The following is an 18308-nucleotide window of genomic DNA, read 5'->3' as shown; positions in this document are numbered from 1 at the left end:
CCATCAGCGTGCGGCGGTCAGGGCCTTCGTGATCCGCTGCAACGAGACGGTCTCGGCGGTCCCGAGTTCCTGCGCGAACAGGCTGAGCCGGAACTCCTCGAGCATCCACCGCGCGTGCACGAGCTCCGGGTGCGCCCCGACCGCGGGCGGGAAGGCACCGCCGGCATCGGTGTAGCGGTCGGTCGCCACGGTGACCTCGCGCATCCAGGTGGCGTCTCGCCCGGGGTTCTGCAGCAGCTTCTGCACGCGGGCCTCGATGCCCTGCAGGTAGACGCGGATGCGGCGCAGCCGGTCGAGCCCCGCGACGGCGACGAACCCGGGGAACACCAGGCGCTCCATCTGCTGCCGCATGTCGCTGAGGGCGGCGAGCAGCGACATCGAGTTCGCCTGCTTGAGTGCGCGTTCGGCGGAGCGCTGCGCGGCCAGGACCGCCGCGACCTCGGACACGGCGGTGAACATCGTGTCGACGACGGTGGCCGACACCGCATCGCGGACCGACTCGAACTCGGCCTTCGTGAAGACGAGGCCGTCCGGGTGGGCCCGACGGATGACGGCGTCGACCACGGCGGCCAGGACGTCGTCGAACAGCGCGGCGGTCGACGGGTAGGGGCTGGCGGCGAGCGCGAGCTTCTCCTGCGCGGTCAGGTGCGACTGGATGTACGACACGGGCGACGGCACCGCGTGCATCACCACACGGCGGACCCCAGCAGGCATCCGGACGACGCGGTCGGACGGGGTGGCGAGCAACTGCACCCCGACGGTCGCCTTCGGACCCGTGCCTTCCTCGACCAGGGACGGGTACGCGCGGATGACGCCGCCGGCCTGCTTGGTGTCGAGGGTCTGCGGGAGGTCCTGGTCGGGCCAGGCGGTGAGTCCGGACTGTTCCAGCGGACGACCGGCACCGGCGGAAGCGACGCGAGCCGCGCCTCCGGTCCGTCCCGCGCCCTTCGCCGTGGCGGAGGCGACGCTCTGCTGGGTCCGGTCCTTGAGCTTGGTCTGCAGGGCCGACAGGTCCTTGCCGGTCTCGACCCGGCGACCACGCTCGTCGACCACGGCCCACGTCGGCAGCAGGTGCGCGGGGACGCGGGACAGGTCGAAGTCGGACTCGGAGACCGGGACGTAGGTCATGCGCTGGATGGCCTTGGCGAGCGTGGCGCGGAACGACTCCGTCGGCTCGGTCGGGGCGTCGTCGGGCAGTTCGGCGACGATCTTCTCGGCCCAGTCGGCCGCCGGCACCACGTTCTTGCGGATCTGCTTCGGCAGCGACTTGATGAGCGCGGTGACGAGTTCTCTCCGGAGGCCGCGCACCTGCCAGTCGAAGCCCTCTTCACGCATCCGGGGCAGGAGCGCGAGGGGGACCTGCACGCTGACGCCGTCGTCCTGTGCACCGGGCTCGAAGCGGTACTGGATGGCGAGCCGCTGGTCGCCGCTGTGCCACTGGGTCGGGTACTCGACGTCGTCCTCGGCGGCCTCGGCCGCGGATTCGTCCAGCAGGTCCGACCGGCGCATCGTGAGCAGGTCCGGCTGCTCACGGCGGGTGGTCCGCCACCACCCCTCGAAGTCGCGGGTCGTGGCGACGTCGGCCGGGATGCGGGCGTCGTAGAACTCGTAGACGTTCTCGTCGTCGAGCAGGATGTCCCGGCGGCGGGTGCGTTCCTCGAGCTGCTCGAGTTCCTTGCGGAGCTTCCGGTTGGCGCGGTCGAAGGCCTGCTGCGATTCCCACTCACCCTCGACCAGGGCGTGCCGGATGAAGAGCTCGCGGGAGTGTTCCGGGTCGATCCGCGAGTACTGCACGCGGCGGCGCTGCACGATCGGGACGCCGAACAGGGTCACGCGCTCGTAGGCGACGACCGCCCCCTGCTTCTTCTCCCAGTGCGGTTCGCCGTAGGTGCGCTTGAGCAGGTCACCGGCGAGCGGCTCCACCCAGGCGGGGTCGATCCGGCCGACGGTCCGGGCGAACAACCGGCTCGTCTCGACGAGCTCGGCGGCCATCACGGCGTCCGGCTGCTTCTTCGCGAGCACGCTGCCCGGGAACACCACGAACCGGGTGTTCCGCGAGCCCAGGTAGTCGCGCTTCTCGCGGTCGCGCAGCCCGATCTGGCTGAGGAGTCCGGAGAGCAGCGCGCGGTGCACGGCGTCGCCGTCGTCGGAGCGGGCCTGCCCGACTCGGACGTCGACCTGCTTCGCGGCACGGGAGAGCTGCCGGTACAGGTCCTGCCACTCGCGGATGCGCAGGTAGTTCAGGAACTCGGCCTTGCACAGCCGGCGGAACGCGCTCGACGACAGTTCCTCCTGCTGCTCCTCGATGTGGTTCCAGAGGTTCAGCAGGGTCAGGAAGTCGCTCGTCGGGTCGGCGAAGCGGGCGTGCAGCTGGTCGGCGTGCGCACGCCTCTCGAGGGGCCGCTCGCGGGGGTCCTGGATGCTCAGGGCGCTGACGATGGCGATGACCTCGCGCCCGACGCCCTGCCGCCCGGCCTCGAGCACCATCCGACCGAGCCGGGGGTCGATCGGCAGCCGGGTCAGCTGTCGCCCGGGCTTGGTGATGCGGCCGTCCTTGTCGACGGCGCGGAGCTCGCGGAGCAGGTCGAGGCCGTCCTTCACGCCCCGGCTGTCCGGCGGTTGCAGGAACGGGAACGACTCGATGTCCCCGAAGCCGAGCGAGATCATCTGCAGGATCACCGCGGCGAGGTTCGTGCGGAGGATCTCGGGGTCGGTGTACTCGGGGCGCCGGCCGAAGTCGTCTTCGGAGTAGAGCCGGATCGCGATGCCGGCACTCGTGCGGCCCGCTCGACCGGAGCGCTGACTGGCGCTGGCCTGGGAGATCGCCTCGATCGGCAGGCGCTGCACCTTGGCCCGCGGGGAGTATCGCGAGATGCGTGCCGTCCCGGTGTCGATCACGTACTTGATGCCGGGCACGGTCAGTGAGGTCTCGGCGACGTTCGTGGCGAGGACGACACGACGGCGGATGCCCGGGGTGTGCCGACGCTCGAAGACCCGGTGCTGGTCGGCGGCGGACAGGCGGCCGTACAACGGCAGGACCTCGGTGCCCGGGTAGCGCTTGCCCTCGATCGCGTCCTGCGCGTCGCGGATCTCGTTCTCGCCGGACAGGAACACGAGCACGTCGCCCGGGTCCTCCTGCGCCAGCTCGTCGAGGGCGTCAGTGATGCCCTGCAGGGTGTCGCGGTCGTCGGCTGCGTTGCCGCTGTCACCGGTGCGGGAGTCGGACTCGTCGTCGGCGTCGTCGTCCTGGTCTTCGGCGACGAGGGGGCGGTACCGGATCTCGACCGGGTAGGTCCGGCCGGACACCTCGATGATGGGGGCGTCGTCGAAGTGCTTCGAGAACGACTCCGGGTCGATCGTCGCACTCGTGATGATGAGCTTCAGGTCGGGGCGACGGGGGAGCAGCCGCTTCAGGTAGCCAAGCAGGAAGTCGATCGTCAGGGACCGCTCGTGCGCCTCGTCGATGATGATCGTGTCGTACCGCTTCAGGTCGCGGTCGAAGTGGATCTCGTTCAGCAGGATGCCGTCGGTCATCAGCTTCACGCGGGTCTCGGAGCTCACCTTGTCGGTGAACCGGACCTGGTAGCCGACGAGCCCGCCGAGCTCCCCGCCGCCCAGTTCTTCCGCCACACGCTCGGCGATGGTCCGCGCCGCGATCCGGCGGGGCTGGGTGTGCCCGATGTGCTCACGACCGAGCTCGAGGCAGATCTTCGGCAGCTGCGTCGTCTTGCCCGAGCCGGTGGCCCCGGCGACGATGACCACCTGGTTGTCACGGATGGCAGCCGCGATGTCGTCCCGCCGCTGCGAGACCGGCAGTTCGGGCGGGTACGTGATGACGGGCAGCGGAGAAGACATGAGCATTCCAGGATACAGGCGCGACGGGCGGGAGGCGCGTCAGGCGATCTGCTGGGCCAGGGCGTCCGCCGACCGGGACGGCAGTTCGCACACCCGGTCGTGGCAGACGTAGGCGGCAGGGTCGAGCACGTCGCGTCCCTCGAACAACGAGAACCCCGCCTCGGCCCAGTCGCGTGCCTGCTCAGGCGTGGTGGTGGCGACGACCGTACCGGGGCGCCGTCCGCGGTGTGCCACGGCACGCATCGGGTCGTCGGTGCCGCTCGTGACGACGACGATCTCGCGCGACGGCCGTTGCAGGGCGAGGGCGACACCGAGGGCATCCGCGTGACCGAGGGGTCGCTCGGTCCCGGTGCGGGCGCGGTCGGCGACGAGTCGTGCCGCGGCGACCCGCAGTGCCTCGTCGCCCGTCAGCGCCCCGAGCGTCGCGGCAGCCGACGCCAGCGCCACGGTGCCGGACCGCATCGCCGTCTGCGGCTGTTCGCCCGTGGCCGTCCCCGCCGCGGCCAGCACCGGGTCGACGTCGAAGCGCTCGGCCAGGCCGTCGTCGACGAGCGAACGTGCGACGGTCGCGTAGGAGACCTCGCCCGTCACCAGGGCCAGTTCGAGCAGCCCTTCGGCGAGCAGTCCGACGTCCTCCACGGTGGCCGGAGCAGAGGACGCCCCGCGCGGTGTGCTGGACCGCACCGTCACGTGGCCGTCCCGCACGTGGGCGGCGAGGACCGCGTCGGCCGCGCCCCGCGATAGCGCGACGAGTTCCGGGTCGCCGTGCCGTGCGCCGGCGATCGCGAGCCCCCGGATCGCCAGGCCGTTCCAGCCCGTGAGCACCTGGTCGTCCAGCGGTGGCGGGTCGAGCTGGGCGCGCTCGGCGACCGGCCGGCGGTACCACTCGCCCTCGACCCGACGGCCGTCGATGGTCGACTCGCTGTCCTGCGCGGCGACGAACGCCCCGTCGGCACGGCGCAGGGTGTCCCGGAGGAAGTCGGCGATGCCGCGGGCCTGCTCGGCACCCGCGACCGCGAGCAGCCCCGCGTTGTCGTAGAGCATCCGTTCGTAGTGCGGCACGCTCCAGTCGCGCTTGGTTGCGTACCGGAAGACGCCGCCGTCGGCATCCGTCAGCTCGGACGCGCGGATCGCGTGCAACGACCGGTCGAGCAGCCCGTCGGCCTCGGCGTCGCCGTCGGCCGCCGCGTCGGCGAGGAACTCGAGCAACGGTGTGCTCGGGAACTTCGGCGCGCCGCCGAAACCGCCGTAGGTGGTGTCCTCTGCCTGGGACAGCTGGTCCGTGACGGCCCGGATGGCATCGACGGACGGGAGGCCCGGGTCGGCTCCGGCACCGCCCTCGCTCGAGCGGGCGGTCGCGTCCGCCACGGCACCCTGCCGGATCGCCGTCGCGATGGCCGCGGCGTTCGCGTCGACCTCGTGCCGACGCTCGGTCCAGGCGTCGAGCACCGCGGCCAGGATCTGCCGGAACGCCGGGACCTGACCGACGGGAGTGGGCGGGAAGTACGTCCCCGCGAAGAAGACGTGGCCGTCGGGCGTCAGGAACGTCGTCAGCGGCCAGCCGAGCTGCTGCGTGAACGCACTCGCCGAGGCCATCAGGCTCGCGTCGACGTCCGGCCGTTCTTCGCGGTCGACCTTCACCGACACGAAGTCCCGCCGGAGCAGCTCGCCGATCTCCGGGTCGGCGAAGCTCTCACGCGCCATGACGTGGCACCAGTGGCACGTGGCGTACCCGACGGACACCAACACCGGGACCCCGCGCTCGCGCGCTTCGGCGAACGCCTCGGGACCCCACTCGCGCCAGTCCACCGGGTTGTCGGCGTGCAGACGCAGGTACGGGCTGACCGAGGTGCCGAGGCGGTTGTCGTTCATGGCTCCAGCGTGCCCGCCCCCGACTGGGCGGACCACCGCCCGGGGACAACTGTGGACGGAACGCCCACTCTGCACAGGCCGTGCAGGGAGATCAGCGCTCGAGCCACCCCGTGATCGACGCGAGCCGTGCGGCCACCTGGGCGGGGCTCTGGCCGTCCGTGTCCACCCGGGTGACCGTGTCCGCGGTGGCCGAGTCGAGCCTCCCGGCCGTCCGCGTGCTGTGCGCGAGCTGCGCCTGCGGGACCGCACCACCCACGCGTCGTGCGAGCCGGTCGGCGGTCGCGCCGTCGGATGCGCGGAGCAGGACGACGCGCACCAGCGGATCGTCGCCCATCGCCGCTGCGAGGCGCTCGTGCTCGAGCACGGACACGGTGTTGGTGTAGACGAGCCGGTGGTGCCCGATCGCCCGGTAGCCGGCCCAGATCGTGGCCAGGTTCCGCTCGGCCAGGCGCGCCTCGGGGTGTTCGACGTGCGGTGCCGGGTGCGCGAGGTCGAGCAGGTCGCCCTCGATCACCGCGTGCCGGACGTCCGCCGCGACGAGCAGGTCGTGCAGTGCCTCGGCTGCCGTGGACTTGCCCACGCCGGAACGTCCGCCGATGAACAGGACCTCGGACCGGAGCACCGTGTCAGCCCAGGTTGAGGGAGAGGAGCGCGAGTGCGGCGTCCTCGGGGCCGTAGTCGAACATGTGCTCCCAGAACGGGTCGTCGGCCCACGGGACGTCGCCGTCGGCGGGCGTCGCGTGGGCGGTCTCGACCAGCCATGCCAGTTCCGGGGCGACGGCGGTCGCGAACTGCGGCGGTTCCCACCCGAGGGCGCGTGCCGCAGTGGTGTCGAGGACGAACGGCGGTCGTGACGACCACGGCGTGCCACCCACGAACGCGGGCACGTCCTCGTCGAGCAGGACCTCGTCGAACCGGTGGTCGAGGTGTCCGCCGATCGTCCGCACGATCTCGAGCGCGGTCGGGGCCGAGGCATCCGCGACGTTGAGGATCCGGCGGTCCGGCGCGTCCGCGACGAGTCGGACGAGCGAACCGATGCCGCTCGCCGCCGTCGTGTGGTCGACGCCGCGGCCGTGGTCGGCGAGCAGGATGCGCTCCCGGCCGTCGAGCACACGGCGGACGACGAACCACTCCCGCGGGCGGCCGATGCCGACGCCGTACACCTTGGACGGGCGGAGCACCGTGACCGGAGCACCGTGGTCGAGCAGAACCTGCTCGGCGGCCACCTTCGCGGCGCCGTAGCCGTCACGACTCGTCGGGTCCCCGTCGCCGGCGGTGACGGTCGGCTGGATCTCGGTGACCGCGCCGCCGAACACCGGCTTGTCGAGCGAGTTCGCGTGCCGTCCCTGCTCGTCGGCGTACACCGACCTGGACGAGACGAAGACCGTCGAGCCGACGTCGTCGAGGAACGGCAGGAGCTGCTGGGCGTCGTCGCGGGTCAGGCCGACGGTGTCGACGAGCAGGTCGGCTCCGGGGCGGAGCAGGTCGCGCAGGACGGACCGGTCGCGGCGGTCGCCGGGCGTGAACGTGGCGCCGGAAGCGGTCAGCGCGTCCGCTGCGGGGCCGCCTCGGCGTGCGAGGACGTCCACCTGCCAGTCGTCGCCGCCGCGGCCCGAGGCGTCGAGGAGCTCCCGTGCGACGGCCGAGCCGATGCCGCCGGTGCCGCCGAGGATGACCGCGCGTCTGGTGCTCATGGTGCAACGGTAGTGCGGTGTGGCCGTCGGCTCGCGGCCGTCAGTCCTCGGCCGTCGGCCGGGCGCGGCCGTCGTTCCGCGATCGGTTCCGTCAGGAGGCGAGCTGCTCGTGCCGCCACCAGTCGGCCAGCGAACCGTCGTAGACCTTCACCCGGTCGTGTCCGAGCACCGTCAGGGCGAGGGCGTCGACGCACGCGGCGCTGCCCACCCCGCAGTACGTGACGATCTCGTCGGCACCGATCACCGCGGCGAAGGCCCGCTCGAGCTCGGCGCCGCGCAGGTACGCGTTCGTCTCGGGGTCCACCAGGGTGTCCGCCGTGATCGGGGTGCTGCCCGGCACGATCGGCGGGTGGTCGTCGCCGAGGGCGGCCCAGGGCGCGGCGAACACCAGGGACGCCGGTTCTTCGCCGGAGACCGCTCGGGTGACACGGTCGTGGTCGGCCCAGAGCGCACGTTCTTCGCCGGCCAGGAACGCGCCGGCATCGGGGTCGGACGGTGCCGCGGGGGTGCGGAGTGCGCCCACGCGGACCGGGCGGCCCTCGTCGCGCCACTTCGTGAAGCCACCGTCGAGCACCGCGACCGAGTCGAAGCCGAACGATCGGAAGATCCACCACAGGCGTGCCGACCACTCACCGACGCTGTCGTCGTAGACCACGACGGTCGAGGTGTTCGTCACGCCGAGCTGCGCCGCCGCGACCTCGAAGCGCTCGGCGCCGGGGCGGGTGAACGGGACGTCGGCGTCGGCGGCGGAGAAGTCGTCGATCAGGTCGGCGAAGCGGGCGCCGGGCACGTGGCCGCGCTGCTCGTGGGCGTCCCGCCCGGGGAGCCAGGTGGTGTCGAACCCGGCGCCGACCGTGTGCACCGAGGCGTCGAGCACGACGAGCTCGTCAGCACCGAGGTGGTCTGCGAGCCACTGCGTCGACACGAGTGGTGAGGTCAGGACGGGGGCCATGTCGCACACCATAATCCGCACCCCTGACGTGGGCCAGGGACGTGGACACACGGCGCAACCGGGGGTGGGGGTAGGTGCATGCGTGGGCAGTGATCGACGATGCACCAGTCGTTCGACGAGTGGTCTGTCGGAACATGCGCAGGCACCGAGTGCGTGCGCATCGATCGACGATGCACGCGTCGTTCGACAGGTGGATCGTCGTGGAACGGGTGTCGCCGCCCCCCCACGCACGACGGCCCGCCCCGGCAGAACCGGAACGGGCCGAAGACGCGCAGCGAACCGCCAGCGTCAGTGCGCTGCGGCGGGGATGCTCCCGGTCGTGGCGGACCCGGCACGTGCGAGCCGCTCGACCCGCACCGACTGCCGGTTGATGAGCAGTCCGCCGGCCAGGGCGACGAGCACGAGCACGCCGGCTGAGATGCCGAACGCCGCGTGGTACCCGTCGAGCGTGGCCTGGGCCTGCTGCAGCTTCGTCGGGGCGGCGGTCAGCCCGGACAGGCTGTTCGACACCACGTCGGCGAAGATCGTCGACAGCAGCGCCGTACCGATCGAGCCACCGATCTGCTGCATGGTGTTGACCGTCGCCGAGGCCACACCGGCGTCGGCCCGGGCGACCCCGGTCGTCGCGGTGTTCATCGCGGACGAGAAGATCGTGCCCATGCCGAGGCCGATCACGATCAGCGCCGGCAGGACGGTGCCCGCGTAGGAGCTGTCCAGGTCGGTGCGGAGCAGCAGGAGGAGCCCGGTCGCGGCGACCAGGCCACCGGCGAAGATGAGCACCTTCGGCCCGACGCGCGGCAGCAGGCGGCCACCGATCTGCGTCGCCGAGATCATGATCGACAGCGGCATCGGCAGGAACGCGAGACCGGTCTGCAGCGAGCTGAAGCCGAGGGTCTGCTCCAGGTAGTAGGTGAGGAACAGGAAGATGCCGAACATGCCGATCGCGACGAGGCCGATCGCGATGAACGAGCCGCCGCGGTCACGGTCGAGCACGACGCGCAGGGGCAGCAGCGGGTGGGCGACGCGGGTCTCGATGAACACGAACGCGGCGATCAGCACGACACCGCCGGCGAGCATGGCGATCGTGACGGGGGAGTCCCAGCCGTTCGTCTCGGCGTTCGAGAAGCCGTAGACGACGCCGACCAGCCCGAGCGTGATGGTGATGACCCCGAGGACGTCGATGCGCGGACGCTCGACCTTCGGCGGCTTCTCCATGAAGACGAGTGCGCCGATCACGCCGAGCACGGCGAAGACGACGTTGACGTAGAGGCACCAGCGCCACGAGGCGTACTCGGTCAGCACGCCGCCGAGCAGCAGGCCGATGGCCGCACCCGAGCCGGCGATGGACCCGAAGATGCCGAACGCGCGACCGCGTTCCTTGGGGTCGCGGAACGTGGTGGTCAGCATGCCGAGTGCGGACGGGGCGAGCAGTGCGCCGAAGACACCCTGCAGCGCGCGGGCCGCGACGAGCAGGCCGAACGAGTCGGCCAGGCCACCGAGCACCGAGGCGACGGCGAAGCCGACCAGCCCGATGATGAAGGTGTTCTTGCGCCCGAACAGGTCGCCGAGACGACCGCCGAGCAGCAGCAGCGAACCGAACGCCAGCGAGTACGCGGTGACGATCCACTGTCGCTGGTCGGTGCCGAAGTCCAGGTCGGCCTGGGCCGAGGGCAGGGCGATGTTCACGATGGTCGCGTCGAGCACGACCATCAGCTGTGCGAGGGCGATGACCGCCAGGGCGATCCAGCGGTGGTTGCTCTTGGCGGGGGTGGTGCCCGGAGTCGTGGGCGCTGTCCCGGTGGGGGTCGGCACGGTGTGTTCTGCCGTCACGGCAGCCTCCTTCGAGAAGGTTGGAGGGTGGGGTGGAGGTGCGCGCCGTCGGGCACTCCCGAGATGTGGTGGTGACGAAACCGGATGCGATGCATCCGTTTGTGGTCAGTGTAGACCGAAACGGAAGGAGGGCATCCACTTGTTCCCAGAAAGTGCAACTACGGTCGGATCGTGAGCACCACCGACTCCGTGTCCGACCTCGAGCGACCGCTGCGCGCCGACGCTGCGCGCAACCGCGAGCTGATCCTGCAGACGGCGCGCAAGTGCTTCGCCGAGCGCGGGCTCTCCGTCACGTTGAACGACATCGCGCACGAGGCCGGCGTCGGGGTCGGCACCGTCTACCGACGGTTCGCCGATAAGGACTCCCTGATCGAGGCGCTGCTCGCCACCAAGTTCGAAGCCATGAACGACGCCGCAGCGCGCGCCGCGGACGTGTCCGACCCGCGTGAGGCGCTCCGGGTGTACCTGATGGGCGTCTTCGCGTTCCGTGCACGCGACCGCGCCCTCGCCGACGCCATCGTCCGTGCCGGCAAGGCCCGTCCGTCCATCGTGCAGGAGCGCGACCGGCTCGAACGCCAGGTCGCCGCGATCATCGGCCGTGCCGAGACCGCCGGCGTCGTCCGCCCCGGCTTCGACTACCGGGACCTGCCGATGCTCACCGCGATGGTCGGTGCGGTCGCCGACGCCACCCGTGAGCACGACCCGGACGCCTGGCGCCGCTACGCGGAACTCCTGATCCAGGGCGTCCTGCCGGGCACGGACGACACCGCGCCGATGCTCGGCGACCCGCTGGACCGCGAATCGATCGAGCGCGCGCTGCACGCGCAGTCCTGACCACGGACGCAGGGGAGGCCCGTGGCGGCGCCGCCACGGGCCTCCAGTCCGGCGGTGGTCGCCACCAGAGCGCCCAGCGCGACGGGCGCGCCCGGACCTGCCAGACCGGCTACAACCAGCTGGGCATCCAGTAGTGCGACCGGACGAAGTCCCACGGCACCTGCATCGCCGTCCACATCGGGTACCAGTAGACCGAGGCGAGCACGACGACGCCCAGGTACACGCCGACCCACAGGATCGCCCGTGACCGGCGTGACCGTTCGTCGCTCCGCCTGCCGAGCACCAACCCGATCGCGGCGGCCAACGCCATCACCATGTAGGGCTCGAAGGCGATCGTGTAGAACTGGAACACCGTCCGGTCGACGTACATCAGCCAGGGCAGGTACCCCGCCGCGACGCCGAGCAGGACGAAGCCGTACTCCCACTTCCGGCGCAGGATCCAGAGCACGAGCAGCGCCACCGTCGCGATGACCGAGGCGTACCAGATGAACGGGTTCGCGATGCCGGTGATCGCCTCGCCGCAGCGGTTCGCCCAGCAGCCGTCCTGTCCGGCGTCCGTGCCGACGTAGAACATCGACGTGGGGCGCTGCATCACGAGCCAGAGCAGCGGGTTCGCCTGGTACGAGTGCGGGGTGTGCAGCCCGATGTTGAAGGCGTAGATCTCCGACTGGTAGTGCCACCAGTTCTGCAGGCTGTCCGGCACCCAGGCGAGCAGCCCGGTCCAGCGGTCGCCGCCCGAGGACAGCCAGTTGCGGTCCCAGCCGTCCTTCGACACGAACCAGCCGGTCCACGACGCCACGTAGGTCACCGCGGCGATCGGCACGGTCAGCAGGAACGACAACGGTGCCTGCTGCAGCAGCGCGCTCGACGACCAGAACTCGACCCCGGCGCGGCGGCGCATCATCATGTCGCTCAGCACGGAGTACACGGCGAAGAACGCCAGGAAGTACACCCCCGACCACTTCGTCGCCGCTGCCAACCCGAGGGCCAGGCCCATCGCGAACAACCACGGGCGCCACCAGAACACCGGCCCCCACAGGGTGGTCCGGCCCGCGGCGGCGCGGGCGGCGACCCACTCGTCGAGCCGTCGTTGGCTCCGCCGGCGGTCGAGCAGCAGCGCCCCGAACCCGAGGATGACGAAGAAGGTCAGGATGCCGTCGAGGAGCGTCACCCGCGACATCACGATCGCCTGCCCGTCGATCGCGAGCAGGAAGCCGGCGAGCGTGCCGATCATCGTCGAACGGAACAGCGACCGGGCGATCACGGCGGTGAGGAACACCGTCGCGATGCCGAGCACGGCCACCGTGAAGCGCCAGCCGAACGAGTTGTCCGCCCCGAACAGCAGCATCCCGAGGCCGATGAGGTACTTGCCGAGCGGCGGGTGCGCGATGAACTCCGCGGCGCTCGTGAAGATGTCCGTCTCACCGCGCACGAACCGGTCGTCGGTCGTCGGGGCGCCGTCCCCGCTCGGGTTCGCGGGCCAGGTGCCCTCGTACCCGAGGTGCACGATCGACCAGCCGTCCTTGACGTAGTACGTCTCGTCGAACACGAGCGAGTGCGGGTTGCCGAGGTTCACCAGGCGCAGCACGGCGGCGAGGAGCGTCACCGCGAGCGGACCCGTCCACCGCCACACGGCGACGCGCTGCGACGTGGAGAGCACCCGCCCCCACCAGTCGTCCAGGCGCGAGCCGACCGGCCCGTCGGGCACGGCCGTGCGGTCGTCGGTCAGCTCGCTGGTCATCGCTGAGCATCCTACGGATCGACCACATGTCCCCGCTGCGACGGGCGTGCACGCGCCGCGGGGCGCGCCGGTCGACCCCGGTGTCGCCGTGGCGCGGCCGCCCCGGGCCGCGCCGGCGTCGCCGTGCGGGGACAATGGGTGCGTGATCGTCCTCGCAGCAACGCCCATCGGCAACCTCGGGGACGCCTCGCGCCGTCTCGTCGAGACCCTCTCCAACGCCACGGTCGTCGCGGCGGAGGACACCAGGACCGCCATCCACCTGATGCGCGCCCTGGGCATCGAGAACCGTCCGCGGCTCATCGCCCTGCACGAGCACAACGAGCGGGCGAAGGCGTCCGAGGTCGTCGAGCTCGCCCGCGACGAGGACGTCGTGGTCCTGACCGACGCCGGCATGCCCGCGATCAGCGACCCCGGCTTCCCCCTCGTCGAGGCCGCCGCGGCCGCCGGGGTCACCGTCACCGCCCTGCCCGGGCCGTCGGCCGTGCTCATGGCGCTCGCCGTTTCCGGGCTGCCCACCGACCGCTTCACGTTCGAGGGGTTCCCGACCCGCAAGGCCGGGGAGCGCCGCCGGGCGTTCCAGGCGCTGGCGGGGGAGCAGCGGACGATGGTGTTCTTCGAGTCGCCGCACCGGCTGGCCGAGACCCTGGCGGACATGGCCGTCGGGTTCGGCGGCGACCGCCGCGCCGCGGTCTGCCGCGAGCTCACGAAGCTGTACGAAGAGGTCCGCCGTGGGCCGCTGGACGAACTCGTCGCGTGGGCGTCCGAGGGCGTCCGGGGCGAGATCTGCATCGTCGTCGCCGGCGCCGCGGAGGCCACCGAAGAAGCCACGCTCGACGACGGCGTGCGCCTGGTGCTCGAGCGGGTGGCCGCCGGCATGCGCATGAAGGAGGCCGCCGCGGCGGTCGCGGACGCGACCGGGCTGTCGAAGCGGGACCTGTACGAAGGGGCGCTCGCGGCGCGCTGAGCGGGGCTCGTCACGTTCGCATCCGCCGGTCTGGAGGCGCGGGACGGGCCCGTCACGGGCCTCCCGGACCCGGTTCTCCACAGTCCACCGCCGGACGCGTCATCAGGGTTCGGTGCGCCCGTAGGATGGTCCGCATGTCCGCCGGGTCCTCGTTCAGCATCACCACGCCGATCTTCTACGTGAACGACGTGCCCCACATCGGGCACGCCTACACCGAGGTCGCCGCGGACTTCCTCGCACGCTGGCACCGGCAGCGCGGTGACGACACCTGGCTGCTCACCGGCACCGACGAGCACGGGCAGAAGATCCTGCGCACCGCCTCGGCGAACGACGTCTCGCCCAAGGAATGGGCCGACCGGCTGGTCAACGACGCCTGGAAGCCACTGCTCGACACGGTCGACGTCGCGAACGACGACTTCATCCGCACCACCGACGAACGGCACGAGCGCGGCGTGACGGCGTTCCTGCAGAAGCTGTACGACGACGGCTTCATCTACGCCGGCGAGTTCGAGGGCTTCTACTGCGTGGGCTGCGAGGAGTACAAACAGCCGAGCGACCTGGTCGCCGGCACCGGTGCGTACGAGGGGCAGCAGGTCTGCGCGATCCACTCGATCCCGGTCGAGGTGCTGGCCGAGCGCAACTACTTCTTCCGGATGTCCGACTTCGAGCAGCGCCTGCTCGACCTGTACGAGTCGAACCCGCTGTTCATCCAGCCCGAGAGCGTCCGCAACGAGATCATCTCGTTCGTCAAGCAGGGGCTCCGCGACCTGTCGATCTCGCGTTCCAGCTTCGACTGGGGCATCAAGATCCCCTGGGACAGCGACCACGTGCTGTACGTGTGGTTCGACGCCCTGCTCAACTACGTCACGGCGCTCGGCTACGGCACCGACGACGACGAGGCCTTCAAGCGCCTCTGGCCGAGCGTGCACATCGTCGGCAAGGACATCGCCCGCTTCCACGCCGTCATCTGGCCCGCGATGCTCATGGCCGCCGGGCTGCCGGTGCCGGAGCGCGTCTTCGGCCACGGCTGGCTGCTCGTCGGCGGCGAGAAGATGTCCAAGTCGAAGCTGACCGGCATCGCGCCGTCCGAGATCACGGACACGTTCGGGTCCGACGCCTTCCGCTACTACTTCCTGCGCGCCATCACCTTCGGGCAGGACGGCAACTTCAGCTGGGAAGACATCTCGGCGCGCTACCAGGCCGAACTCGCGAACGGCTACGGCAACCTGGCGTCCCGCCTGGTCGCCATGCTGCAGAAGTACTGCGACGGCGAGGTCCCGGCGCGTGGCGAACTGACCGAATCCGACCAGACGATCGACGCCCTGGCCGTGTCGGTCACCGAGCGTGCCGACGCCGCCATCGCCGCCTTCGCCCCGCACGAGGCGATCGCGAGCGTGTGGGAGCTCGTCGACGCCCTGAACGGCTACATCACCGAGCAGGCGCCCTGGGCCCTGGCGAAGGACGACGCCAACCGCGAGCGCCTCGGCACGGTCCTGACCACCGCGCTCCGTGGCCTCGGCACCGTCACCGTCCTGCTGTCCCCGGTCATGCCGAAGGCGACCGAGAAGCTCTGGGCCTCGATCGGCGCCGGCGGGTCCGTCGCCGAGCAGCGGGTCGACCGCGCGTTCGAGTGGCAGGGTGCGTCGCACGTGGTGCCGCTCGAGAGCGGGCTGTTCCCCCGGATCGAGCAGGTCTCCGCGTGACCGACGCCGAGTCGCACGTCCGGTCCCGTGGTGACGGGGGGTCCGGGGGCTCGAAGCGCGACCTGACGTACCCGCCGCTGCCGCAGGCGCTCGTCGTGCCGGTGTACGACAACCACACCCACATGGAGATCGCCGACGGCGTCGGCGACGGGGGTGACGGTCCGCTCGAGTACCGCGAGCACCTCGACCGTGCTTCGAGCGTCGGCGTGCGGGGTGTCGTGCAGGTCGGCACGGACCTCGCCACCTCGGAGTGGTCCGCGTCGATCGCCGCTCGGGAGCCCCGGGTCCTGGCGGCCGTCGCGCTGCACCCGAACGAAGCGCCCGTGCTGCAGGAACAGGGGCTGCTCGACGAGCACATCGCCGGCATCGAACGGCTCGCCGCGCTGCCGCGGGTCCGGGCGATCGGTGAGACCGGTCTCGACTTCTTCCGCACCGGCGAGGACGGCCGCGACGCCCAGGTCCGATCGTTCGAGGAGCACATCCGCATCGCGAAGGAGCACGACCTCGCGCTGACGATCCACGACCGCGACGCGCACGACGCCGTGGTCGAGGTCCTCGACCGCGTGGGTGCCCCGGAACGCACCGTCTTCCACTGCTTCTCCGGCGGCCCGGACCTCGCCCGGCTCTGCGCCGAGCGCGGCTGGTACATGTCGTTCGCCGGCACCGTGACGTTCAAGAACGCCGCACTGCTGCGTGAAGCCCTGGTCGTCGCCCCGCGGCACCTGATCATGATCGAGACCGACGCACCGTTCCTGACGCCCACCCCGTTCCGTGGCCGCCCGAACGCGCCGTACCTCATCCCGCTCACCCTGCGGTCGATGGCGGAGACGCTCGGCACGGACGCCTCGATGCTCGCGGCCCAGATCGCCTCGAACACCGAGCTCGTCTACGGCGCGTGGGACGCCGAGCCCGTGACGGTGGACGAGTAGTCGTGGGCGCACTGCTCGGCCCGGCGGAGATCCGGGAGCTCGCGGCCGAACTCGACGTCACCCCGACGAAGAAGCTCGGGCAGAACTTCGTGCACGACGCCAACACCGTGCGGCGCATCGTGTCCGTCGCCGGTGTGACCCCGTCGGCACGGGTGCTCGAGATCGGCCCGGGGCTCGGGTCGTTGACGCTCGGGCTCACCGAGACCGGCGCGCCCGTCACCGCGGTCGAGATCGACAAGCGCCTGGCCGCCAAGCTCCCGTCGACGGTGTCGTCGATGCAGCCGGATGCCAGGCTGACGGTCGTGCAGCAGGACGCCATGACCGTCGCCGCCACGGACCTCGACGTCGAGCCGACGCACCTCGTCGCGAACCTGCCGTACAACATCTCCGTGCCCGTGCTGCTGCACCTGCTCGCGACCTTCCCGTCGATCGTGCGGTCGCTCGTCATGGTGCAGGCCGAGGTCGGGTACCGGCTCGCCGCCGGTCCGGGCAGCAAGGTCTACGGTTCGCCGAGCGTCAAGGCCGCCTGGTACGGGTCGTGGAGCACCGCCGGGTTGGTCAGCCGTCAGGTCTTCTGGCCGGTGCCGAACGTCGACAGTGTCCTGGTGGCGTTCGACCGGCACGAGCCCCCGGGTGACGAGCTCCTGCGGTCTCGGGTGTTCACACTGGTGGACGCGGCGTTCCAGCAGCGACGCAAGATGCTGCGGCAGAGCCTGTCGGGGGTGCTCGGCGGCAGTGCGCACGCGTCCGAGGTCCTGACGGCGGCGGGCATCGACCCGACCGCCCGGGGTGAGGCGATCGGTGTGGACGACTTCGTGCGGCTCGGGCGGACGGTCTTGGCGGCTGCGGAGTAGTCCTTCTCACGCCTGGCGTCAGCGATCCTGGTCGGCCGCCGGGGCCGCGGATCTTCACCGACGCCGAGCGGCAAGCGCTGTTCGCTCGGACGCCGCGACCTGAAGGCACGTTCGAAGAACGCCGCGAGCGCCGACGGCGCGCGATCGAGTCGATCGATCCGGACTGCAGAGCCGAACCCATCGCGCGCATTCGCCAGGCGCGCTGAGTTCAACGAGTGTGTCGTCCGGGCTGCAGCTGACCGCGATGGTGCGAGGTTCCGTGGTCGGTGCGAGCCGAAGTGCCTCACACCGAACACGGAACCTCGCACCATTCGAGGCGCCCGGGTCAGTGCTCGCGGGACGCCATCATCTCGAGGATCTGCTGGTGGTTGCCGTTCCGCTCGGCGAAGCGCAGCGGGTGCACGTTCTGCACCAGGATCTCCGGGGCAGCGCCGGACTCGATGAGCGCCATGACCTCGTCGGCGAAGGCGTCGAGCGGCATGCCGCCGAAGTCCGCGCCGCCCATCAGGTCGGTCATGACGGCCGGCGGGGCGAGCTCGAGTACCTCGAGCGACGACCCCACGAGCTGCTGACGGAGGGCCTGCGTGTAGGCGTGCACACCGGCCTTCGTCGCACTGTACGTCGGTGATGCGGTGAGCGGGACGAACGCGAGACCGGAGGTGACGGTCATCAGGGTGGCCGAGGGCTGGGCGAGCAGGTGCGGCAGGAACGCGTCGACGAGGCGGATCGTGCCGACCAGGTTCGTCTGGACGAGCTCGAGGGCGTCGTGGATGTGCTCGGGGTCGCGGAGGTCCTCGTCGCGCATGATCCCGGACATGGTGATCAGGGCATCGAGCGACGGGTACGCCTCGAGCACCGAGGTGGCGGCGGCTTCGATGGACGCCGCGTCGGCGACGTCGATCTGCACGGTGCCGAAGCCGTGCTCGGTGGCGAGGGAGTCGAGGAGCGCCTGGCGGCGGCCGCCGATGACGACGGTGCTGCCGGCGGCCTGCAGGCGCTGGGCGAGCGCGAGACCGATGCCCGAGGTCGCGCCGGGGATGAAGACGGTGGAGTTCGTGATGTCCATGACCACCACGATGC

13 protein-coding genes are annotated in these 18308 nt (G+C 71.2%); 5 read left to right on the top strand and 8 right to left on the bottom strand.

Annotated elements, in window-relative coordinates:
• Nucleotides 1-3: 3 nt before the first annotated feature.
• The 6 genes from hrpA to DEJ03_RS07295 all read right to left on the bottom strand — a co-directional run bounded on the left by hrpA (nucleotide 4) and on the right by DEJ03_RS07295 (nucleotide 10203).
• Nucleotides 4-3855 carry an ATP-dependent RNA helicase HrpA gene (gene hrpA / locus DEJ03_RS07320; RefSeq protein ID WP_110864086.1) on the bottom strand — a complete coding sequence of 1284 codons (3852 nt, stop codon included), beginning with the start codon at nucleotides 3853-3855 and terminating at the stop codon, nucleotides 4-6.
• Nucleotides 3856-3894: 39 nt separating this feature from the next.
• Nucleotides 3895-5727, bottom strand: a complete 1833-nt coding sequence (locus DEJ03_RS07315) for a thioredoxin domain-containing protein (RefSeq protein WP_110864085.1) — start codon at nucleotides 5725-5727, stop codon at nucleotides 3895-3897.
• Nucleotides 5728-5818: 91 nt separating this feature from the next.
• Entirely contained in the window at nucleotides 5819-6349 is a 531-nt protein-coding gene (locus DEJ03_RS07310; protein ID WP_110864084.1) for an AAA family ATPase, read from the bottom strand.
• 4 nt (nucleotides 6350-6353) lie between these two features.
• Nucleotides 6354-7421 carry an NAD(P)-dependent oxidoreductase gene (locus DEJ03_RS07305; protein ID WP_110864083.1) on the bottom strand — a complete coding sequence of 356 codons (1068 nt, stop codon included), beginning with the start codon at nucleotides 7419-7421 and terminating at the stop codon, nucleotides 6354-6356.
• 91 nt (nucleotides 7422-7512) lie between these two features.
• Entirely contained in the window at nucleotides 7513-8373 is an 861-nt protein-coding gene (locus DEJ03_RS07300; RefSeq protein WP_035808754.1) for a sulfurtransferase, read from the bottom strand.
• Nucleotides 8374-8661: 288 nt separating this feature from the next.
• A complete protein-coding gene (locus DEJ03_RS07295; RefSeq protein WP_110864081.1) occupies nucleotides 8662-10203 on the bottom strand; it encodes an MFS transporter in 1542 nt (513 codons plus the stop codon).
• A 171-nt stretch (nucleotides 10204-10374) separates the two neighbouring features.
• On the opposite strand from DEJ03_RS07295, the gene DEJ03_RS07290 reads away from it, so the two are divergent.
• The gene (locus DEJ03_RS07290) at nucleotides 10375-11037 is read left to right on the top strand and encodes a TetR/AcrR family transcriptional regulator (RefSeq protein WP_035808760.1); all 663 of its coding nucleotides are present in this window, start codon (nucleotides 10375-10377) and stop codon (nucleotides 11035-11037) included.
• 109 nt (nucleotides 11038-11146) lie between these two features.
• On the opposite strand, the gene DEJ03_RS07285 is transcribed toward DEJ03_RS07290, so the two are convergent.
• Nucleotides 11147-12778 carry a dolichyl-phosphate-mannose--protein mannosyltransferase gene (locus DEJ03_RS07285; protein WP_110864080.1) on the bottom strand — a complete coding sequence of 544 codons (1632 nt, stop codon included), beginning with the start codon at nucleotides 12776-12778 and terminating at the stop codon, nucleotides 11147-11149.
• 142 nt (nucleotides 12779-12920) lie between these two features.
• On the opposite strand from DEJ03_RS07285, the gene rsmI reads away from it, so the two are divergent.
• The 4 genes from rsmI to rsmA all read left to right on the top strand — a co-directional run bounded on the left by rsmI (nucleotide 12921) and on the right by rsmA (nucleotide 17228).
• On the top strand, nucleotides 12921-13742 hold the full coding sequence (gene rsmI, locus DEJ03_RS07280) for a 16S rRNA (cytidine(1402)-2'-O)-methyltransferase (RefSeq protein WP_071406528.1): 822 nt from the start codon (nucleotides 12921-12923) through the stop codon (nucleotides 13740-13742).
• Nucleotides 13743-13876: 134 nt separating this feature from the next.
• Nucleotides 13877-15445, top strand: coding sequence for a methionine--tRNA ligase (metG, locus tag DEJ03_RS07275; RefSeq protein WP_110864221.1), 1569 nt, complete (start codon nucleotides 13877-13879; stop codon nucleotides 15443-15445).
• On the top strand, nucleotides 15442-16374 hold the full coding sequence (locus DEJ03_RS07270) for a TatD family hydrolase (protein WP_110864079.1): 933 nt from the start codon (nucleotides 15442-15444) through the stop codon (nucleotides 16372-16374). The genes metG and DEJ03_RS07270 overlap by 4 nt, the downstream gene beginning before the upstream one ends.
• 2 nt (nucleotides 16375-16376) lie before the next feature.
• Nucleotides 16377-17228, top strand: coding sequence for a 16S rRNA (adenine(1518)-N(6)/adenine(1519)-N(6))-dimethyltransferase RsmA (rsmA, locus tag DEJ03_RS07265; RefSeq protein ID WP_110864078.1), 852 nt, complete (start codon nucleotides 16377-16379; stop codon nucleotides 17226-17228).
• A gap of 325 nt (nucleotides 17229-17553) precedes the next feature.
• On the opposite strand, the gene DEJ03_RS07260 is transcribed toward rsmA, so the two are convergent.
• Complete coding sequence (locus tag DEJ03_RS07260; RefSeq protein ID WP_110864077.1) at nucleotides 17554-18294, bottom strand: SDR family oxidoreductase; 741 nt, start codon at nucleotides 18292-18294, stop codon at nucleotides 17554-17556.
• Between the last annotated feature and the right edge of the window lie 14 nt (nucleotides 18295-18308).

This window comes from Curtobacterium sp. MCLR17_043 (genome assembly GCF_003224215.1).
Lineage (GTDB): Bacteria > Actinomycetota > Actinomycetes > Actinomycetales > Microbacteriaceae > Curtobacterium > Curtobacterium flaccumfaciens.
The sequence above is the reverse complement of the archived record's forward strand: the minus strand, read 5'-3'. Positions and strand labels throughout refer to the sequence as shown.

Coding starts and splice junctions, on each gene's coding strand:
- hrpA (WP_110864086.1), bottom strand. CDS start 3,855: ATGTCTTCTCCGCTGCCCGTCATCACGTACCCGCCCGAACTGCCGGTC.
- DEJ03_RS07315 (WP_110864085.1), bottom strand. CDS start 5,727: ATGAACGACAACCGCCTCGGCACCTCGGTCAGCCCGTACCTGCGTCTG.
- DEJ03_RS07305 (WP_110864083.1), bottom strand. CDS start 7,421: ATGAGCACCAGACGCGCGGTCATCCTCGGCGGCACCGGCGGCATCGGC.
- DEJ03_RS07300 (WP_035808754.1), bottom strand. CDS start 8,373: ATGGCCCCCGTCCTGACCTCACCACTCGTGTCGACGCAGTGGCTCGCA.
- DEJ03_RS07285 (WP_110864080.1), bottom strand. CDS start 12,778: ATGACCAGCGAGCTGACCGACGACCGCACGGCCGTGCCCGACGGGCCG.
- metG (WP_110864221.1), top strand. CDS start 13,877: ATGTCCGCCGGGTCCTCGTTCAGCATCACCACGCCGATCTTCTACGTG.
- DEJ03_RS07260 (WP_110864077.1), bottom strand. CDS start 18,294: ATGGACATCACGAACTCCACCGTCTTCATCCCCGGCGCGACCTCGGGC.